This window comes from Pseudomonas sp. KH_046_2 (genome assembly GCF_057838985.1).
Window position 1 is genome coordinate 5,521,683 of sequence record NZ_CM174480.1, and the last position, 18,732, is coordinate 5,540,414.

Genomic DNA, 18,732 nt, shown 5'->3' on the forward strand with positions numbered 1-18,732 from the left:
ATTGAAATGCGCTGGACAACCCGCCCCGGCTGGCCCGGTAACCTGCTGGCCGTGGCGGCCGGTGCAATCACCACCCTGGCCCTGGCGCCGTTCGATATCTGGCCACTGGCGCTGCTCGCTGTCGGGCTGTTCTATGCCGGCCTGCGCGAGCTGAGCCCGCGCCAGGCACTGGGTCGCGGCTGGTGTTTCGGTTTCGGCCTGTTCGGTGCCGGCACCAGCTGGATCTACTACAGCATTCACCACTTCGGCGGCGCTTCGGTACTGCTGGCCGGTTTCCTGATGTTGCTCTTCACGGCGGCGATTGCCTGGTTCTTTGCCCTGCCCGCCTGGATCTGGGCGCGCTGGCTGCGCCGAAATGAAGCGCCGTTGGCCGACGCCCTGGCCTTCGCAGCGCTGTGGGTCGCTCAGGAGGCCTTTCGCGGCTGGTTCCTGACAGGTTTCCCGTGGCTGTATTCCGGTTACAGCCAGCTCGACGGCCCGCTGGCCGGGCTCGCGCCAATCGGCGGGATGTGGCTGATTTCCTTCACCCTGGCCCTGACGGCCGCGCTGATCTACAACGGCTTGCGCCTGGTTCGCACGGGGCGCAAAGGTTTCATCGCTGCCGGTGCATTGCTGCTGGTCGGTCCATGGCTGCTCGGCATGGCCCTCAAACATCATGCCTGGACCAGCCCGTCAGGCCCGCCACTGAGCGTGGCCGCCATTCAGGGCAACATCGAACAAAGCATGAAGTGGGACCCGGCGCAGCTCAACGCGCAACTGGCGTTGTACCGCGACATGAGTTTCAGCTCCAGGCGCGTCGATCTTCTTATCTGGCCGGAAACGGCGATCCCGGTGCTCAAGGAGTCCGCCGAGGGCTACCTGAACATGATGGGCAGCTTCGCGGCCGAGCGTAAATCGGCGCTGATTACCGGCGTCCCGGTCCGCATGGAGGTCCGCCACGAGAAGCGCTTCTTCAATGGCATCACCGTTGTCGGCGAAGGTGACGGCACTTACCTCAAGCAGAAGCTGGTGCCGTTTGGGGAATATGTTCCGCTGGAGGATGTGCTGCGCGGGCTGATCGCCTTCTTCGATCTGCCGATGTCGGACTTTGCCCGCGGCCCGGCCGACCAGCCGCTGCTGCAGGCCAAGGGTTATCAGATCGCTCCGTACATCTGTTATGAAGTGGTTTACCCGGAATTCGCCGCCAGCCTTGCCGCTCGCAGCGACCTGTTGCTGACCATCAGCAACGACACCTGGTTCGGCACCTCCATCGGTCCGCTGCAACACCTGCAGATGGCGCAGATGCGTGCGCTGGAGGCCGGCCGTTGGATGATCCGCGCCACCAACAACGGCGTGTCCGGCCTGATCAACCCGTTCGGTCAGATTACCGACCAGATCCCGCAGTTCGAGCGCGGCATCCTGTATGGCGAAGTGGTGCCGATGCACAACCTCACGCCGTACCTGGAATGGCGCTCGTGGCCGTTGCTCATTCTCTGCGTGTTGCTGTTTGGCTGGGCGCTGATTGCGAGCCGGATGGCCAAGACTGTCTGAAATCATTTGTGGCGAGGGAGCTTGCTCCCTCGCCACAACGTTTAGCGCTCAGCGATAGAACAACGAATAACCGATCTGCCCCACCGCCTCGTTCATCAACTGCCCGTTCTGCCAGATCGCCTTGAACTCCGGCATCCAGCCACCCAGTGGCCGCGCGTTGTCGCCGCCCAGAAACCCTACCGGCGCCGGCACTACTTCAAACCCGGCCTTGCGAAAACTCCAGGCCGCTCGTGGCATATGCCAGGCCTGAGTCACCAGCACTACGCGCTTGATACCTTGAGGAAGCAACACCTCGGCGCTGAACTGCGCATTTTCCCACGTCGTGCGGCTGCGCCCTTCCTGCCAGCGCACGGTCACGCCAAAATCGTCGCGCAAGGAGTCAGCCATCATCTGCGCTTCGCTTGGCGGAGTGCCGTAATGCAAGCCGCCGCTGGTCAGTACCGGCAGGCCGGAAGCCTTGGCCAGCCGTGCGGCAAAGCGCTGGCGGTCCAGGCCGATACCCGTGGGCTGGTCGGCGCCCCAGGCCGCGTCACCGCGCTCGCGCCCGGAACCAAGGACAACGATGGCGTCTGCGCGCTGCCCCAGGACTGCCCACTCATCGCGGGCCAGCGGCAGCTCCCGTTCGAGCAGGCTGGCACTCCACTGCACCACTACTGGCAGGCTCATCAGCCAGAAGCCACCCAGGCCCAGCGCAAAGCACGCACCGGCCAGCCTTGGCCTTGAACGGCGCAACCACCAGGCAAGCAAAAGCAGCAGCAAGAGAATGCCGGGCGGCAAAAGAAGTTGTTTTACGAAATAACGAAAAGGCATCGAGCATCTCCCGGAGATGCCCGAAGCCTAAGTGGGTTGGTGCAATGCGGCAATCAATACGGAAGGACTATGCTTCAAAAATGCATGGAGCATGGCTCTGTGCCCTATTTGAACTGCAAAGACCGGACCTTTACCGCGTCTCTGCCGGGAACCTTGTCCTTGAGCCAGATGATCTTGGCCGAACGTGGTGCGTCGAGTTGCTTTACCGCCTCTGACAAGCATCCGTGCGTCTCACGCTCACTGCGATCCAGATACGCCTTGACCAGTGCAAACTCTGCGGGGCTGAGGCCACGCAGTTCCAGCTCCAGAGGGCGTACGTCACGCAACCGGCCAGCAGTTCTTGCCGCTTCCAGGGCCAGGGCCAAACGATCGATCAGTCTTTCGTACAGCTCCGGTTTCGTAGCTTTTTGCTGTGACTCAACCATCCCTCACCTCATTGGAAGATAAGACCTACTCCCCAGTTAGAGCTTAGCTTCCATGAACAAACCGGCTGAGCGCCGCGACCAACGGCCCTCGCGGCGGTTTTTGCGAGACGCGCGGCAGCAATCAGGGTTTCCCTCGGTAGAGCGCGGTCATGTATGCTACGGCGCTTCCTGTAACTCCACTTCCAGCTCGGCTGGGCAGCGAAAACGCCAATGCGGCGTGATCAGCGTCCAGCGTTGCATTGAAGAGGATTAGGCCACCCCTATTCAGTTCAAAAGTAGCCATGCACGAACAATATCAGCCCCGTGAAATCGAAGCCGCCGCCCAGTCGTTCTGGGACGAGCAAAAGTCCTTTGAAGTCAGTGAACAGCCAGGCAAGGAAACTTACTACTGCCTGTCGATGTTCCCTTACCCCAGCGGCAAGCTACACATGGGGCACGTGCGCAACTACACCATCGGCGACGTGATCTCCCGCTACCAGCGCATGCAAGGCAAGAACGTTCTGCAACCCATGGGTTGGGACGCCTTCGGCATGCCGGCGGAAAACGCCGCGATGAAGAACAACGTGGCGCCCGCCAAGTGGACCTACGAGAACATCGCCTACATGAAGTCCCAGCTGCGCAGCCTGGGCCTGGCGGTGGACTGGTCCCGTGAAGTGACCACCTGCAAGCCCGATTACTACCGCTGGGAACAATGGCTGTTCACTCGCCTGTTCGAAAAAGGCGTGATCTACAAAAAAAGCGGCACCGTGAACTGGGACCCGGTCGACCAGACCGTCCTGGCCAACGAGCAAGTGATCGACGGTCGCGGCTGGCGTTCGGGCGCGCTGATCGAAAAGCGCGAAATCCCGATGTACTACTTCAAGATCACCGCCTACGCGGATGAGCTGCTGGAGAGTCTCGACGAACTGACTGGCTGGCCTGAACAGGTCAAGACCATGCAGCGCAACTGGATCGGCAAATCCCGCGGCATGGAAGTGCAGTTCCCGTACAACGTCGACTCCATCGGCGAAACCGGCGCGCTGAAAGTCTTCACCACCCGTCCGGACACCCTGATGGGCGCGACTTACGTCGCCGTGGCCGCCGAACACCACCTGGCTAGCCTGGCGGCGCAGAACAACCCTGAGCTGCAAGCGTTCATCGCTGAATGCAAGGGCGGCAGCGTGGCCGAAGCCGACGTCGCCACCCAGGAGAAAAAAGGCCTACCGACCGGCCTGTTCGTCGAACACCCGCTGACCGGGGAAAAACTGCCGGTATGGGTCGCCAACTATGTGCTGATGCACTACGGCGACGGCGCAGTGATGGCGGTTCCGGCCCACGACGAGCGCGATTTCGAATTCGCCCACAAGTACAACCTGCCGGTCAAATCGGTCGTGCGCACCAGTTCCGGCGATAGCAACCCGGCGCCATGGCAAGACGCCTACGGCGAGTACGGCACGCTGATCAATTCCGGCGAGTTCGACGGCCTCGACTTCGTGGGCGCCTTCGACGCCATCGAAGTCGCGCTGATCAAGAAAGAACTGGGCGCCTCGCGTACCCAGTTCCGCCTGCGCGACTGGGGCATCAGCCGCCAGCGTTACTGGGGCTGCCCGATCCCGATCATCCACTGCAACACTTGCGGTGACGTGCCGGTACCGGAAGATCAACTGCCTGTCGTGCTGCCGGAAGACGTCGTACCCGACGGCGCCGGTTCGCCACTGGCGCGCATGCCCGAGTTCTACGAGTGCAGCTGCCCTAAATGCGGCCAGCCTGCCAAGCGTGAAACCGACACCATGGACACCTTCGTCGAGTCCTCGTGGTACTACGCCCGCTATGCCTCGCCGCATTTTGAAGGCGGTCTGGTGGAAAAATCGGCGGCCGACCACTGGCTACCGGTGGATCAGTACATCGGCGGTATCGAACACGCGATTCTTCACCTGCTCTACGCGCGCTTCTTCCACAAGCTGATGCGCGACGAAGGCCTGGTGAGCTCCAACGAGCCGTTCAAGAACCTCCTGACCCAGGGCATGGTGATCGCCGAGACTTACTATCGCCGCGAAGCCAATGGCGCCTACACCTGGTTCAACCCGGCAGACGTCGAGCTTGAGCGTGACAGCAAGGCCAAGGTGATCAGCGCCAAGCTGAAAGCTGACGGCTTGCCGGTGGAAATCGGTGGCACCGAAAAAATGGCCAAGTCGAAGAACAACGGCGTCGACCCACAGTCGATGATCGATCAGTTCGGCGCAGACACCTGCCGCCTGTTCATGATGTTCGCTTCGCCACCTGACATGAGCGCGGAATGGTCCGACTCCGGCGTCGAAGGTTCGCACCGTTTCCTCAAGCGCGTCTGGCGCCTGGCTCAATCCCACGTCACTCAGGGTCTGCCGGGCAAACTGGACGTCGCTGGCCTGAATGACGAGCAGAAAGCCGTTCGTCGCTCGATCCACCTGGCCATCAAGCAGGCCAGCCAGGACGTAGGCCAGAACCACAAATTCAACACCGCCATCGCTCAGGTGATGACGCTGATGAACGTGTTGGAAAAAGCCGCGCAGGCCACTGAACAGGATCGCGCGCTGGTTCACGAAGGCCTGGAAACCGTGACTCTGCTGCTGGCTCCGATCACGCCGCACATCAGCCACGAGCTGTGGAATCAACTGGGTCACGCTGAACCTGTGATCGACGCCGGTTGGCCGGTGGTGGATGACAGCGCTTTGGTACAGGACAGCCTGCAACTGGTGATCCAGGTCAACGGCAAGCTGCGTGGCCACATCGAAATGCCTGCCAGCGCCAGCCGTGAAGAAGTCGAAGCCGCCGCCCGTGCCAACGAGAACGTGCTGCGCTTCGTCGACGGTCTGACCATTCGTAAAGTGATCGTAGTGCCCGGGAAACTGGTCAATATCGTCGCCAGCTAATTGGATCAGGCGCCAGGTGAGCCTGGCGCCGAGTAAAACCTTTCGGGCCGCTTGATCGGCCCACATGGTTTCAAGGGGAGCAACAAGATGATCAAACGCAATCTGCTGGTGATGGGCCTCGCGGTTCTGCTGAGCGCCTGCGGTTTCCAGCTGCGCGGCACCGGCACCAATGAACTGACGATCAAGGAACTCGACCTGAGCGCCCGTAACGCTTATGGCCCAACCGTTACCCAGTTGCGTCAGGTACTGACTGGCAGTGGCGTCAAGGTCTATAACGGCGCTCCTTACAAGCTGGTGCTGACCAATGAACAGGAAACCCAGCGCATCCTCAGTTACGCAGGTGCCGGTCGTGCCGGCGAGTACCAGATCACCACCGTGCTGAACTACGACATCCTTGGTCGCGGAGATCTGGCGCTGCTGAGCGACAAAATCGAAGTGCAGAAAATCTATATGCACGACGGCAACAACCTGGTCGGCTCTGACCAGGAAGCTGAAACAGCCCGGACAGAAGGTCGCCGGGAGATGGTCCAGCGCATGATGCTGCGCCTGGAACAACTGAGCCCGACCCAACTGAACCAGTTGCAGCAGACTGCCGAAGCCAGGGCCAAGGCTGATGCCGCCGCGCTGGAAGCGGCAAAGAAGGCTGAAGCGGATACCCCGCGTCAGTCGCCTGTCGAACTGCCGCAGCAGTAAGACTTACGGGGCGCCCGGGCGCCCCGTTCGCCCTCTCTTATGAAGCTCGCCCCCGCCCAACTCGCCAAACACCTGCAAGGCGCCCTTGCGCCGGTCTATATCATCAGCGGCGATGACCCGTTGCTGTGCCAGGAGGCGGCCGACGCTGTTCGCGCTGCCGCCCGTCAGCAGGGATTCGATGAACGCCAGGTGTTTGCCGCAGACGCCAGTTTCGACTGGGGGACGCTGCTGCAAGCCGGTGCCAGCATGTCTCTGTTCGCCGAAAAGCGCCTGCTGGAACTGCGCCTGCCGTCCGGCAAACCCGGCGACAAAGGTGCTGCCGCGCTGATCGAATACTGCTCGCGCCCGGCCGACGACACCGTGCTGCTGATCAGCTTGCCGAAACTCGATGGCAGCGCGCAGAAAACCAAGTGGGGCAAAGCGCTGGTCGAAGGGCAGCAGACCCAGTTCGTGCAGATCTGGCCGGTCGATGTCGCCCAGTTGCCAAGCTGGATCCGCCAACGTTTGTCCCAGGCCGGGCTTTCCGCCAGCCAGGACGCCGTTGAGCTGATCGCCGCGCGGGTCGAGGGCAACTTGCTGGCCGCCGCCCAGGAAATCGAAAAACTCAAACTGATGGCCGAAGGGGGCCAGATCACCGTTGAAACCGTGCAGGCTGCGGTGGCTGACAGTGCGCGCTTCGACGTCTTTGGCCTGACCGATGCGGTGCTCAATGGTGAAGCAGCCCATGCGTTGCGCATGCTCGAAGGGTTGCGCGGTGAAGGCGTCGAGCCGCCGGTGATTCTCTGGGCACTGGCCCGGGAGTTGCGCCTGCTGGCCAATATTTCCCTGCAATACAGCCAGGGCACGCCGCTGGACAAGGCCTTCAGCCAGGCCAAACCGCCAGTCTGGGACAAACGTAAACCGTTGGTGAGCAAAGCCCTGCAGCGCTACTCGGCCCAACGCTGGGCGCAACTGTTGCTCGAAGCGCAGCGCATTGATGCGCAGATCAAGGGTCAGGCGGCCGGTTCGCCGTGGATGAGCCTGAGCCGGTTGACGTTGTTGATGGCCGGGCAGAGATTGTCGTTGCCGGCTGAGTGAAAAGTCCTACACAAAGTAGGGACTAGACAGATCCGCAACTTCGGCTGAAGATGCACCTCGCAAAATCCACTCACTGCGAGACATCATCATGAGCAAAAAGCCATCAACGCATGGTCCCAACAAGGCCAGATCCATCATCGCCCAGCCATTGTTCCGCAGCCGCCAGGAACGCCCGGCCAAGGGCAAAGGCAGTTACCGCCGCGAAGCCTTCCAGTCTGACAGCTGGGAGGCTTCTTACTTTCTGGCTGCGTAAAGCAGAACACCCCTTCGACATGTTAAGGTCTGTACCTGATTCGTATTTCCTGGACCCGTGCATGCCCTTTTGTCTTTCCCGTCGTTGGCACTTACGCCAATTGATCGCTGCCTCCAGCCTTGTTTTGCTTGTCGCCTGTGCGGAAAAACCGACTGCAGCCGACGCTCAGCCGCTTCAGACGCTTCCTGTCGCCACCGCCCCGGCGGTTGTTCCGCCTGTGGTTCCGACGGGTGAAAACCTCGACATCCAGCCGACCCAGACTTTCGCCGAATGGCAGGCGGGTTTCCGCAAGGATGCCCTGGCCGCCGGAGTCCGTGCCGACCTGTTCGACCGCGCTTTCGCCAATGTCAGCTTCGACCCCAGTGTGATTCGTGCCGATCGCAGCCAACCGGAATTCGCAAAACCGGTGTGGGAATACCTGGACGGCGCCTTGTCGCCGCTGCGGGTACGCAAAGGCCAGTCGCTGGTCGACCAGTACGCTGACGTCCTGCAAAGTATCGAGCAGCGCTACGGCGTCGATCGCCAGGCACTGGTGGCGGTATGGGGCATGGAGAGTAACTTCGGGCAGTTCCAGGGCAGCAAGTCGGTGATCAACTCGCTGGCAACCCTGGCCTACGAAGGTCGTCGTCCCGGTTTCGCCCACGCGCAATTGATTGCCGCCCTGCAAATCCTGCAACAAGGCGACATCGAACCCGAGAAGATGCTCGGATCCTGGGCCGGCGCCATGGGCCAGACCCAGTTCATCCCGACCACCTACAACACCCACGCCGTCGATTTCGACGGCGACGGCCGTCGCGATATCTGGGGCAGTTCGGCTGACGCCCTGGCCTCGACCGCGCATTACCTGCAAAGCTCCGGCTGGCAGAGAGGTCAGCCGTGGGGCTTCGAAGTCCAACTGCCGAGCGGTTTCAACTACGTGCTGGCCGATGGCACGATTCGCAAGAGTGTCGCCGAATGGCGCCAACTGGGCGTTACGCTGCCCAACGGCGGCCAAGTTCCGGCAGGCTCGGAGCAGCTGTCTGCGGCACTGCTATTGCCGGCTGGCTACCGCGGCCCAGCCTTCCTGGTGCTCGACAACTTCCGTGCGATTCTCAAGTACAACAACTCGTCGTCCTACGCCCTGGGAGTGAGCCTGTTGTCCGAACGCTTCAATGGCGCAGGCCTGATCAGCGGTACGTGGCCAAAGGATGACCTGCCTCTGAGCCGTACCGAGCGGATCGAGCTGCAGAACCTGCTGAGCGCAAAAAACTATGACGCCGGCACCGCCGACGGGATCATCGGTGCCAACACCCGCAAGGCGATCCGCAGCGCCCAGCAGTCGTTTGGCTGGCCGGCGGACGGGTATCCGACGCACAAGCTGCTCGAAGGACTGCGTAACCGCTAAAAGCTTCGCGAGCGGGCTCGCTCCCACATTTGATCTGTTAATGACACAAATCAATGTGGGAGCGAGCCTGCTCGCGATGACTGGCTATCAGGCGATGAAGATCTAGCGCCTGACCACCACATCCTGCTCCAGCACCAATTCCTTGTTCCCCGCATCCAGCCTGACCAACGCCCCCATGGGCAGCGTCAGGTTCGGATCGCAATGCCCACTGCGCCACCCGGACAGCACCGGAATCTTCAATGGCTCGAAGGTCTGCTTGAGCAACCTGTCCAGCGCTGCCGCCTCAACCCCCGCAACATCCCCGACCAACACGCCGCGCAGCTTGTGCAACGTGCCAGCCAGCCGCAGGTGGGTCAGCAACCGGTCGATGCGATACAGCGGCTCGTTGATGTCCTCGATCAACAGAATGACGCCCTCGGCGTCAATCTCGTAGGGCGTGCCCATGGTCGCGGCGATCATGGCCAGATTGCCTCCGAGCAAGCGCCCATGAGCCACCCCCGGCTCGATCGTGGTCAGCGGGTAAGCCACCGGATGAGCCAGCACCGTGCCCGCCCTCACCTGCCCGCGCAGCATGTTGAAGAACGAAGACTCGGTAGGTATTTGCTTTTCACCCAGCAAGTCGGCATTGAGCATCGGACCATGAAAAGTCACGAAACCGGCATAACGACTGATCGCCAAATGCAGCGCAGTGATGTCGCTGTAGCCGACGAACGGCTTGGCGTTGTCACGCAGCAAATCAAAATCGATGCGATCGAGCAGCCGCGGCGTGCCGTAACCGCCGCGCAGGCAGATGATCGCATCCACCTCGCTGTCGGCGAACGCTGCATGCAGGTCCCCAAGTCGCACTTCGTCGCTTCCGGCCAGGTAGCCGTTTTTTTCGTAGACCCCGGGAAACACTTTCAGTGAATAACCCCGGGCGCGCATCCATTGCACCGCCTTGTCGGTGTCCAGCGGCGCGGGACCGGCGGGTGCGATGACGCCGATCATGCCTTCCGACGGCAGTGCCGGGACAGGGGCATGGGGGCAAAGGGTGTGGGTCGGTCGAGCGGTCATCCGTGAATCTCCCTGCGTGAAATCTTCAGCACACAGTAGTCAGGAACGGGGACAAACAGAAGAGGAACCGTTGCCCCGCAGGTTGCAGGAAAAAACAGCCATTGCCGCAGGCCAGGCAAAAAAACGCCCGCGAGGCTGGATGCCGTGCGGGCGCTTTTCATTTCATTGCGTCGATCAGGACGACATCAGCTCGGCCTTGACCAGCTTGGCCTGCTCGTCGGCGTGATACGAGGAACGTACCAACGGACCCGAGGCAACGTTCTTGAAGCCCATCTTGTAGCCTTCTTCGGCGAACCAGGCGAAGGTGTCCGGGTGCACGAAGCGCTGCACCGGCAAGTGGCTGCGGGACGGTTGCAGGTACTGGCCGAGGGTCAGCATGTCGATGTCGTGCTCGCGCATGCGCTTCATGACTTCGATGACTTCTTCGTCGGTCTCGCCCAGGCCCAGCATCAGGCCGGACTTGGTCGGAATGTGCGGCATCATCTGCTTGAAGCGTTGCAGCAGGGTCAGCGACCACTGGTAGTCCGAACCCGGACGCGCGGCCTTGTACAGGCGCGGCACGGTTTCCAGGTTGTGGTTGAACACATCCGGCGGCTCGGCGGCGGTGATTTGCAGGGCGATATCCATGCGGCCACGGTAGTCCGGGACCAGGGTTTCGAGCTGCACGTTCGGCGACAGCTTGCGGATTTCACGGATGCAGTCGGCAAAGTGCTGGGCACCGCCGTCACGCAGGTCGTCGCGGTCTACCGAAGTGATCACCACGTACTTCAGGCGCAGGTCGGCGATGGCAATGGCCAGGCTTTCCGGCTCGTTGACGTCCAGTGGCTTCGGACGGCCGTGACCGACGTCGCAGAACGGGCAACGACGGGTGCAGATGTCACCCATGATCATGAAGGTCGCGGTGCCACCGGAGAAGCACTCGCCCAGGTTCGGGCAGGACGCCTCTTCGCACACACTGTGCAGCTTGTGTTTGCGCAGCAGGGCCTTGATGCGGTCGACTTCCGGCGAAACCGGGATGCGTACACGAATCCAGTCTGGTTTCTTCGGCAACTCGGTGGTCGGAATGATCTTTACCGGGATGCGTGCAACCTTTTCGGCGCCGCGCAGCTTCACGCCGGCTTCAACCTTGGGACGCGGGGCCGGGCGCTCGGAGACATCGAGCGTCGGGATCATGGTTTGCACTGCATCAGTAGTCATATCAGTCGATTCCGCCCGTCAGGGTCGTCTGCTCAGCATAGTCGAGGTGTTTGACGAGCTGCGCGCGCAGCCGGGCACTTACCTCGGCAAATTCAATCGATCCTGCGTGATCGCTCAGCTGGGTCATCGCCAGCCCAGCGTAGCCGCAGGGATTAATCCGTCGAAACGGTTCCAGGTTCATGTCCACGTTCAAGGCCAGGCCATGAAAGGAACAGCCGTGGCGGATCCGTAGACCCAGGGAGGCGATTTTCGCCCCGTCGACGTAGACACCCGGTGCATCGGGCTTGGCCACGGCGGTGACACCGTAACTGGCCAGCAGCTCGATCAGGCAGAGCTCCATCCGGGAGACCAGATCGCGCACGCCAAACCCGAGCTTGCGCACGTCCAGCAGCAGATAAGCCACCAGCTGGCCAGGGCCGTGGTAGGTCACCTGACCACCACGATCGACCTGCACCACCGGAATATCACCAGGAAGCAGCAGATGCTCGGCCTTGCCAGCCTGGCCCTGGGTGAACACCGCAGGGTGTTCCACCAGCCAAATCTCGTCGGCGGCATCGCTGCCGCGTTCGTTGGTGAAGCGTTGCATGGCATGCCAGACCGGCTCGTAAGCCATCTGGCCGAGCTCGCGAAAGCCCAGCACACCGGACATCACAGCACCATGTGCACGAAACCGGTTGCCCGCAGTTCGCTGTTGATGTTGTACAGCTGGTCCTGGTCGGTCGCGACGATGTGCAACTGGATGGTGGTGTATTTGCCGTTGCTGCTCTGGCGCTCGTCAACGCGCTCATCGTTGATCGTTGCATATTTGCGCACGATGTCGATGATTCTGTCCTTGTTGCCCACACCGGTGTCGCTGATCACCTTAACCGGGTAATCATTGGCAGGGAACTCGATCTTTGGCGCCTTTACTTCGGTATCGGTCATGGCGTAACGGCCTCGTAAGCGTAAGCCGTGGCGACGGCAAAGCCCCGCGCCGGATCAGCGCAGGGCCATGCAGGTGCACACTATCAGTTGAACAAGCCGTAGAAGAATAGACGGATGCTATCCCACATGCGGCGGAAGATACCACCCTCTTCGACGCCATCCAGAGCGATCAGATCGGCGCTGTGCACCACCTTGTCGTCCAGTTTGACTTCGACTTTACCGATCACGTCGCCCTTGGCGATTGGCGCGATCAGCTGCGGGTTCATGGTCATGCTGGCAGCGAGCTTTTTCAGCTGGCCTTTTGGCAAGGTCATGGTCAGGTCTTGCGCCAGGCCAGCCTTGACCTGGTTGGTGGAGCCTTTCCAGACTGGAGCCTGAGCCAGCTCGGTGCCCTTCTGATAGAAGGTCTGGGTTTCGAAGAAACGGAAACCGTAGGTCAGCAGCTTCTGGGTTTCGGCGGCACGGGCCACTTCGCTGTTGGTGCCGAATACCACGGCGATCAGGCGCATGCCATCACGTACGGCCGAGGACACCATGCAGTAGCCGGCTTCGTCGGTATGGCCGGTTTTCAGACCGTCGACGGTCTTGTCGCGCCACAGCAGCAGGTTACGGTTCGGTTGCTTGATGCCGTTCCAGAAGAACTCTTTCTGCGAGTAGATCGCGTAGTGAGCCGGGTCTTCGTGGATGATCGCGCGAGCCAGCACAGCCATGTCGTGAGCCGACGAATAGTGCTCAGGGTTCGGCAGGCCGGTCGGGTTCATGAAGTGGCTGTTGGTCATGCCCAGGTCGCCAACGGTTTTGTTCATCATGTCGGCGAACGCGTCTTCGCTGCCGGCGATGTGCTCGGAGAGCGCAACACTGGCGTCGTTGCCCGACTGGATGATGATGCCGTGCAGCAGATCGCTGACGGTAACCTGAGAGCCGACCTTGATGAACATCCGCGAACCGCCGGTACGCCAGGCGTTTTCGCTGACGGTTACCGGGTCGTTTTCACCGATCTGGCCACGACGGATTTCCAGGGTCGCGATGTACGCGGTCATCAGCTTGGTCAGGCTCGCCGGTGGCAGACGCTGGTCACCATTGTTCTCGACCAGCACGTTGCCGCTGCTGGCATCCATGAGCACATAGGCCTTGGCGGCCAGTTGTGGTGGCGAAGGCATCATCTCGACCGCGAATGCGGCAGGTGAGAGAAGCAGCGGGACTAGCAGGAACAGGCGTTTGGCAAAGGTGGTGATGTTCATCCGTCTCTCGAAATCGCTAATGGAAACTGCCCGAAGGCAAAACTAATCAAATGACTTTCTAACGAGTCATCGCGTATTCAGCTGCTCACTCAGTCACCCTTGCCGGGCTTTTGTTCTTCAACGAGTCAACAACCTGGTTCGCCCCCCAATACCGCAGACGAACCGTCAATCAAGCTCTATGTATTACTCCGTGACCACACTCGGCGAACCGAGATTGGCCAGGCGCACACTGTTCTGCACCTGCTGGATTTCACCCGGCGATCCGATCGGGCCCAGGCGAACCCGATGCAGGGTCTGCTGATTGCGCACGATCGAACTGATGAACACCGGAGCGCTCACCATCCCGCTGAGCTTCGATCTCAGGAGTTCTGCAGCGTCCGGGTTGGCGAACGCGCCCACCTGCAGATACTGGCCAGAGGCTTGTGCAGAAGCGTTTTTTTTTGCGTCGGCAAGTTGAACAGGAACGACGGCGGCGGCGTGTTGCTGCGGCGGTGGCGTCCATTGCTCGACAGTGCCCGCCGACGCCGTGATCACCGGGGCGCTATTCTGCGCGACTTTCGGTTCGTTGAGCATTAATGGTGCCGGACGGCCCTTGGCGGCCCACCATTGCTGCGGGTCGATGCCTTCGACCTTGACCCGCGCGGTGCCGGTCTCGGCGTAGCCAAGTTTCTTGGCAGCGGCATACGACAGGTCGATGATCCGGTCCGAATAGAACGGCCCGCGGTCGTTGACTCGCAGGATCACGCTCTTGTTGTTGTCCAGGTTGGTCACCCGGACGTAACTCGGCAGTGGCAATGTCTTGTGCGCGGCGCTCATGCCATACAGGTCATAGACTTCGCCGTTGGCGGTGTTCTGACCATGAAACTTGGTGCCGTACCAAGACGCTGTGCCCGATTGCACGTAGGTCTTGGACTCTTGCAGCGGAAAGTAGGTTTTACCTAGCACTGAGTATGGAGCGGCCTTGTACGGGCCGGTATGCAGGGTCGGCGTGGCGTCCGGAATACGCGAAACATCGACATCCCACCATGGCGCGCCATCCTTGTGAGCGCGGTTGATGTCCAGCCCCGGTGTCGTGCGCACGGCGGTGCTGGTCTTCTGGGCCGGCGCGCGGCTGGTCGAACAACTGGCGACCAGCATTGCCAGCGCGGCGAATGCCATCAGCTTCAGGGGTTTATTGATAGGCAATGCCCGCATTACTTGACGCCCCGTGCTTGGACCAGCTGTTCAGACAGTTGATGTACGGCCATGGCGTACATCACGCTGCGGTTATATCGCGTGATCGCGTAAAAATTCTTCAGGCCCATCCAGTACTCGGGGCCATTGTCGCCTTCCAGGCGGAACGCAGTAACCGGCATATCATCGCGCAGCGCATCATGACTTGACCACCCCAGGGCTCGCAACTCCCCGACGGTTTTCGTCGGTTCGATTCCTGTGGTCAAACCTTCGTCGACCCGATCGCCACGGACATCGGCGCGGCTGACCACCGGTTCGCCGGCGACCCAGCCATGACGCTTGAAGTAACTGGCGACACTGCCGATGGCATCGTCCGGGTTGGTCCAGATGTTGATATGGCCATCACCGTCGAAATCCACCGCATAGGCGCGGAAACTGCTCGGCATGAATTGCGGCAATCCCATTGCGCCGGCGTAGGAGCCTTTGAGCGTCAACGGATCGACCTGCTCTTCGCGGGCCAGCAGCAGGAACTCACGCAATTCCTTGCGGAAAAACTCGGCACGGGGAGGATAGTCGAAACCCAGGGTCGACAAGGCATCGATCACCCGGAAATTTCCGGTATTACGACCGAAAAAGGTTTCAACGCCGATGATCGAGACAATCACCTGGGCCGGCACGCCGTATTCCTGCTCGGCACGGGCCAATACCGCTTCGTGCTGACGCCAGAAATCCACACCCCGGGCGATGCGCGCATCGGTGATGAACATCGGGCGATATTCGCTCCACTGCTTGACCCGTTCGGCGGGTTTCGAGATGGCGTCCAGAATCGACTGCTTACGCTCGGCTTCGCGGAACACGCCCATCAACTGTTCACCGGCGAAACCGTAGTCGCGGGTCATTTCACCGACGAATTCGGCCACCTGAGGTGAGCCTTCGTAGTCGCCGGCCAACGCTTCCTGCACGGTGCCAAGGATGCTTACCAGGCCGACCCATGGCGCAAATCGAGTCGCCCAGCCACGCATTACCTGCATTGAAATTTCACCTTATTCAAACCTGCGCGATCCACTTGCGATGGGTATGGATCGACATCAAAACCCCAAACGCTGACAGTAGCGTCACCAGCGAAGTTCCTCCGTAGCTAATGAACGGCAACGGCACCCCCACCACCGGCAACAGGCCACTGACCATACCGATGTTGACGAAAACATAAACAAAAAACGTCATGGTCAGGCTGCCCGCGAGCAACTTGCCGAACAATGTCTGCGCCTGGGCGGTAATCACCAGGCCGCGGCCGATCAACAACAGGTAGATCAGCAACAGCGCGCAGATCCCCACCAGGCCGAACTCTTCACCCAATACGGCAATGATGAAGTCGGTATGGCTTTCCGGCAGGAAGTCCAGGTGCGACTGGGTGCCCAGCAACCAGCCCTTGCCGAACACACCGCCGGAGCCGATGGCGGCCTTGGACTGGATGATGTTCCAGCCGGTACCTAGCGGGTCACTTTCCGGGTCAAGGAACGTGAGGACGCGCTGTTTCTGGTAATCGTGCATAACGAAATACCACATGGCCACGGACACCGGCACGGCGGCAGCGAGCACACTGAGGATCCAGCGCCAGCGCAGGCCACCCATGAACAGCACAAAGGCGCCCCCCGCCAGAATCAGCAATGAAGTGCCGAGGTCGGGCTGACGCACGATCAGGATGAATGGCAAGCCGATCAGAAACAGGCTCACCCCCACATGCTTGAGTTGCGGCGGCAAGGTGCGCTTGGACAGGTACCAGGCGATGGTCGCCGGCATCAGGATCTTCATGAACTCCGAAGGCTGGAAGCGGATCACCCCGGGAATGTTGATCCAGCGGGTTGCGCCCATGGCGTTGTGACCCATGACGTCGACAACTACCAGCAACAGCACGCCGAGCACATAACCCACCGGGACCCAGCGGGCCATGAAGCGTGGCTCGAACTGGGCGATGACGATCATCGACACCAGGCCGATGCCGAAAGAAGTGGCTTGTTTGGCCAGCAGATCCCAGCTTTTGCCACTGGCCGAATACAGCACGAACAGGCTGCCGGCGGCGAGGGTCAGCAGCAGTATCAGCAGCGGGCCGTCAATGTGCAGGCGTTGCAGCAGCGTCGCACGGCGGCGCATCACATCCTCACTGGAGAGCATGCGATCGAAGTTATTCATCACGGGCGGTAGCCTCTGCACTGATAGGGCTGGCGTATTCGGGCTTCAACCGACCGTCCTGGTCCAGGAGCCAGGCATCCATGATCTGGCGCACCACTGGCGCGGCGACGCCGGAGCCGGACTCGCCGTTCTCGACCATCACCGACACCACGATCTTCGGGTCGTCGGCCGGCGCGAAGCCGACGAACAGGGCGTGGTCGCGATGGCGTTCCTGAACCTTGGAACGGTCATACTTCTCACCCTGTTTGATCGCGACCACCTGGGCCGTACCCGACTTGCCGGCGATTCGGTATTGCGCGCCGATCGAGGCTTTGCGCGCCGTACCGCGGGCACCATGCATAACCTGCTGCATGCCGTGGTTGACCTTGGCCCAGTCCGACGGGTCGCGCAGAATGATGTCCGGCATCGGATTTTCATCCACCGGTTTCACGCCCTCGATGGTCTTGGCCAGGTGCGGACGGTTCCAGACGCCTTTGTTGGCGACCAGAGCGGTGGCCTGGGCCAATTGCAACGGGGTCGACTGCATATAGCCCTGGCCGATCCCGAGAATCAGCGTTTCACCCGGGAACCACGCCTGCCGGCGGGTCGCACGTTTCCATTCGCGGGACGGCATCAGCCCCGGCGACTCTTCGAACATGTCCAGCGAGACTTTCTGGCCGATGCCGAACTTGGTCATGTACGCCGACAGCCGATCGATCCCCAGCTTGTGGGCCAAGTCATAGAAGTAGGTGTCGTTGGAGCGCATGATCGCCGTATCGAGGTCGACGAAACCGTCACCGGTACGGTTCCAGTTACGGTATTTGTGATCGTAGTTGGGCAGCATGTAGTAACCCGGGTCGAACACTCGCGACGACGCCGTCACCACGCCGGCATCCAGACCGGCAATCGCTACCGCTGGCTTGATGGTCGAACCCGGCGGGTACAGGCCACGCAGCACGCGGTTGAACAGCGGCCGGTCGATGGAATCGCGGAGTTCGGAATAAGCCTTGAAGCTGATGCCGGTGACGAACAGGTTCGGGTCGAAACTCGGCTGGCTGACCATCGCCAGCACTTCGCCGGTTTTCGGGTCCAGCGCTACCACCGCGCCACGACGACCACCGAGCGCAGCTTCGGCGGCTTCCTGCAATTTGATGTCCAGGCTCAGGACGATGTCCTTGCCGGGAATCGGATCGGTACGCTTGAGCACGCGCAGTACGCGGCCCCGGGCGTTGGTCTCGACTTCCTCGTAACCCACCTGGCCGTGCAATTCAGGTTCGTAGAAACGCTCGATGCCGGTTTTGCCGATGTGGTGGGTGCCGCTGTAATTGACCGGGTCGAGGGATTTGAGCTCTTTCTCGTTGATCCGCCCCATGTAGCCCACCGAGTGCGCAAAATGCGCACCCTGCGGATAGTGACGCACCAGTTGCGCAACCACCTCCACCCCTGGCAGGCGGAACTGGTTCACGGCGATCCGGGCGATCTGCTCTTCGCTCAGCTCAAACAGGATCGGCACCGGCTCGAACGGCCGGCGACCCTGACGCATGCGCTTCTCGAAGATCACCCGGTCCTCTGGCGTCAGTTCCAGCACTTCGACGATCACGTCGAGTACTTGCTGCCAGTCGCCAGACCGCTCACGGGTCATGCTCAGGCTGAAGCTGGGCCGGTTATCGGCAATCACCACGCCGTTGCGGTCGAAAATCAAGCCACGGGTCGGCGGAATCGGCTGCACGTGGACGCGGTTGTTTTCCGACAGGGTCGAGTGGTACTCGTACTGGATCACCTGCAGGAAATACAGACGCGCGATCAGTACGCAAATCAGCGTCACCACGGCAATTGCCCCGAACACGACGCGGCCACGCACCAGACGGGCGTCTTTTTCGTGGTCCTTGATGCGGATCGGCTGGGACATGAGGGC

Annotated in this window: 17 protein-coding genes; 6 read left to right on the top strand and 11 right to left on the bottom strand. The window is 61.1% G+C overall.

The features are described 5' to 3' along the window. The first annotated feature begins 6 nt into the window (after positions 1-6). On the top strand, positions 7-1,530 hold the full coding sequence (gene lnt / locus AC3IX1_RS25125; RefSeq protein WP_489386209.1) for an apolipoprotein N-acyltransferase: 1,524 nt from the start codon (positions 7-9) through the stop codon (positions 1,528-1,530). A gap of 48 nt (positions 1,531-1,578) precedes the next feature. On the opposite strand, the gene AC3IX1_RS25130 is transcribed toward lnt, so the two are convergent. Next, the gene (locus AC3IX1_RS25130; protein ID WP_489386210.1) at positions 1,579-2,340 is read right to left on the bottom strand and encodes a YdcF family protein; all 762 of its coding nucleotides are present in this window, start codon (positions 2,338-2,340) and stop codon (positions 1,579-1,581) included. Between the two features lie 104 nt (positions 2,341-2,444). After that, positions 2,445-2,765: a hypothetical protein gene (locus AC3IX1_RS25135; protein ID WP_008052397.1), complete on the bottom strand. Its 321-nt coding sequence runs from the start codon at positions 2,763-2,765 to the stop codon at positions 2,445-2,447. A gap of 281 nt (positions 2,766-3,046) precedes the next feature. Between AC3IX1_RS25135 and leuS the strand changes: the two genes are divergently transcribed. The 5 genes from leuS (at position 3,047) to AC3IX1_RS25160 (ending at position 9,060) form a co-directional block, all read left to right on the top strand. Then, positions 3,047-5,653 carry a leucine--tRNA ligase gene (gene leuS / locus AC3IX1_RS25140; RefSeq protein ID WP_489386211.1) on the top strand — a complete coding sequence of 869 codons (2,607 nt, stop codon included), beginning with the start codon at positions 3,047-3,049 and terminating at the stop codon, positions 5,651-5,653. An 87-nt stretch (positions 5,654-5,740) separates the two neighbouring features. Then, a complete protein-coding gene (locus tag AC3IX1_RS25145) occupies positions 5,741-6,346 on the top strand; it encodes an LPS-assembly lipoprotein LptE (protein ID WP_489386212.1) in 606 nt (201 codons plus the stop codon). A gap of 39 nt (positions 6,347-6,385) precedes the next feature. Further along, positions 6,386-7,423 carry a DNA polymerase III subunit delta gene (holA, locus tag AC3IX1_RS25150; RefSeq protein ID WP_489386213.1) on the top strand — a complete coding sequence of 346 codons (1,038 nt, stop codon included), beginning with the start codon at positions 6,386-6,388 and terminating at the stop codon, positions 7,421-7,423. A gap of 88 nt (positions 7,424-7,511) precedes the next feature. Next, complete coding sequence (arfA, locus tag AC3IX1_RS25155) at positions 7,512-7,676, top strand: alternative ribosome rescue factor ArfA (protein ID WP_489386214.1); 165 nt, start codon at positions 7,512-7,514, stop codon at positions 7,674-7,676. A 61-nt stretch (positions 7,677-7,737) separates the two neighbouring features. After that, positions 7,738-9,060, top strand: a complete 1,323-nt coding sequence (locus AC3IX1_RS25160; RefSeq protein ID WP_489386215.1) for a lytic murein transglycosylase — start codon at positions 7,738-7,740, stop codon at positions 9,058-9,060. Between the two features lie 102 nt (positions 9,061-9,162). Here AC3IX1_RS25160 and AC3IX1_RS25165 read toward each other — a convergent pair whose 3' ends face one another. The 9 genes from AC3IX1_RS25165 to mrdA form a co-directional block, all read right to left on the bottom strand. Then, a complete protein-coding gene (locus tag AC3IX1_RS25165; RefSeq protein ID WP_489386216.1) occupies positions 9,163-10,113 on the bottom strand; it encodes a S66 peptidase family protein in 951 nt (316 codons plus the stop codon). Between the two features lie 174 nt (positions 10,114-10,287). Continuing rightward, entirely contained in the window at positions 10,288-11,286 is a 999-nt protein-coding gene (gene lipA, locus AC3IX1_RS25170) for a lipoyl synthase (RefSeq protein ID WP_489388787.1), read from the bottom strand. A gap of 25 nt (positions 11,287-11,311) precedes the next feature. Further along, complete coding sequence (lipB, locus tag AC3IX1_RS25175; RefSeq protein ID WP_489386217.1) at positions 11,312-11,959, bottom strand: lipoyl(octanoyl) transferase LipB; 648 nt, start codon at positions 11,957-11,959, stop codon at positions 11,312-11,314. Further along, positions 11,959-12,234: a DUF493 domain-containing protein gene (locus AC3IX1_RS25180; RefSeq protein WP_008052383.1), complete on the bottom strand. Its 276-nt coding sequence runs from the start codon at positions 12,232-12,234 to the stop codon at positions 11,959-11,961. Before AC3IX1_RS25180 ends, lipB begins: the two co-directional genes overlap by 1 nt. An 83-nt stretch (positions 12,235-12,317) precedes the next feature. Beyond that, positions 12,318-13,475 carry a D-alanyl-D-alanine carboxypeptidase family protein gene (locus AC3IX1_RS25185; protein WP_056728857.1) on the bottom strand — a complete coding sequence of 386 codons (1,158 nt, stop codon included), beginning with the start codon at positions 13,473-13,475 and terminating at the stop codon, positions 12,318-12,320. 183 nt (positions 13,476-13,658) lie between these two features. Continuing rightward, on the bottom strand, positions 13,659-14,669 hold the full coding sequence (locus tag AC3IX1_RS25190; RefSeq protein ID WP_489386218.1) for a septal ring lytic transglycosylase RlpA family protein: 1,011 nt from the start codon (positions 14,667-14,669) through the stop codon (positions 13,659-13,661). After that, complete coding sequence (gene mltB / locus AC3IX1_RS25195; RefSeq protein ID WP_489386219.1) at positions 14,669-15,679, bottom strand: lytic murein transglycosylase B; 1,011 nt, start codon at positions 15,677-15,679, stop codon at positions 14,669-14,671. Before mltB ends, AC3IX1_RS25190 begins: the two co-directional genes overlap by 1 nt. Before the next feature lie 16 nt (positions 15,680-15,695). Beyond that, a complete protein-coding gene (rodA, locus tag AC3IX1_RS25200; RefSeq protein ID WP_489388788.1) occupies positions 15,696-16,799 on the bottom strand; it encodes a rod shape-determining protein RodA in 1,104 nt (367 codons plus the stop codon). A gap of 31 nt (positions 16,800-16,830) precedes the next feature. After that, on the bottom strand, positions 16,831-18,726 hold the full coding sequence (gene mrdA / locus AC3IX1_RS25205; protein ID WP_489386220.1) for a penicillin-binding protein 2: 1,896 nt from the start codon (positions 18,724-18,726) through the stop codon (positions 16,831-16,833). Positions 18,727-18,732: the final 6 nt, after the last annotated feature.

Coding starts and splice junctions, on each gene's coding strand:
- lnt (WP_489386209.1), top strand. CDS start 7: ATGCGCTGGACAACCCGCCCCGGCTGGCCCGGTAACCTGCTGGCCGTG.
- AC3IX1_RS25130 (WP_489386210.1), bottom strand. CDS start 2,340: ATGCCTTTTCGTTATTTCGTAAAACAACTTCTTTTGCCGCCCGGCATT.
- AC3IX1_RS25135 (WP_008052397.1), bottom strand. CDS start 2,765: ATGGTTGAGTCACAGCAAAAAGCTACGAAACCGGAGCTGTACGAAAGA.
- leuS (WP_489386211.1), top strand. CDS start 3,047: ATGCACGAACAATATCAGCCCCGTGAAATCGAAGCCGCCGCCCAGTCG.
- AC3IX1_RS25145 (WP_489386212.1), top strand. CDS start 5,741: ATGATCAAACGCAATCTGCTGGTGATGGGCCTCGCGGTTCTGCTGAGC.
- holA (WP_489386213.1), top strand. CDS start 6,386: ATGAAGCTCGCCCCCGCCCAACTCGCCAAACACCTGCAAGGCGCCCTT.
- arfA (WP_489386214.1), top strand. CDS start 7,512: ATGAGCAAAAAGCCATCAACGCATGGTCCCAACAAGGCCAGATCCATC.
- AC3IX1_RS25160 (WP_489386215.1), top strand. CDS start 7,738: ATGCCCTTTTGTCTTTCCCGTCGTTGGCACTTACGCCAATTGATCGCT.
- AC3IX1_RS25165 (WP_489386216.1), bottom strand. CDS start 10,113: ATGACCGCTCGACCGACCCACACCCTTTGCCCCCATGCCCCTGTCCCG.
- lipA (WP_489388787.1), bottom strand. CDS start 11,286: ATGATCCCGACGCTCGATGTCTCCGAGCGCCCGGCCCCGCGTCCCAAG.
- lipB (WP_489386217.1), bottom strand. CDS start 11,959: ATGTCCGGTGTGCTGGGCTTTCGCGAGCTCGGCCAGATGGCTTACGAG.
- AC3IX1_RS25180 (WP_008052383.1), bottom strand. CDS start 12,234: ATGACCGATACCGAAGTAAAGGCGCCAAAGATCGAGTTCCCTGCCAAT.
- AC3IX1_RS25185 (WP_056728857.1), bottom strand. CDS start 13,475: ATGAACATCACCACCTTTGCCAAACGCCTGTTCCTGCTAGTCCCGCTG.
- AC3IX1_RS25190 (WP_489386218.1), bottom strand. CDS start 14,669: ATGCGGGCATTGCCTATCAATAAACCCCTGAAGCTGATGGCATTCGCC.
- mltB (WP_489386219.1), bottom strand. CDS start 15,679: ATGCAGGTAATGCGTGGCTGGGCGACTCGATTTGCGCCATGGGTCGGC.
- rodA (WP_489388788.1), bottom strand. CDS start 16,799: ATGCGCCGCCGTGCGACGCTGCTGCAACGCCTGCACATTGACGGCCCG.
- mrdA (WP_489386220.1), bottom strand. CDS start 18,726: ATGTCCCAGCCGATCCGCATCAAGGACCACGAAAAAGACGCCCGTCTG.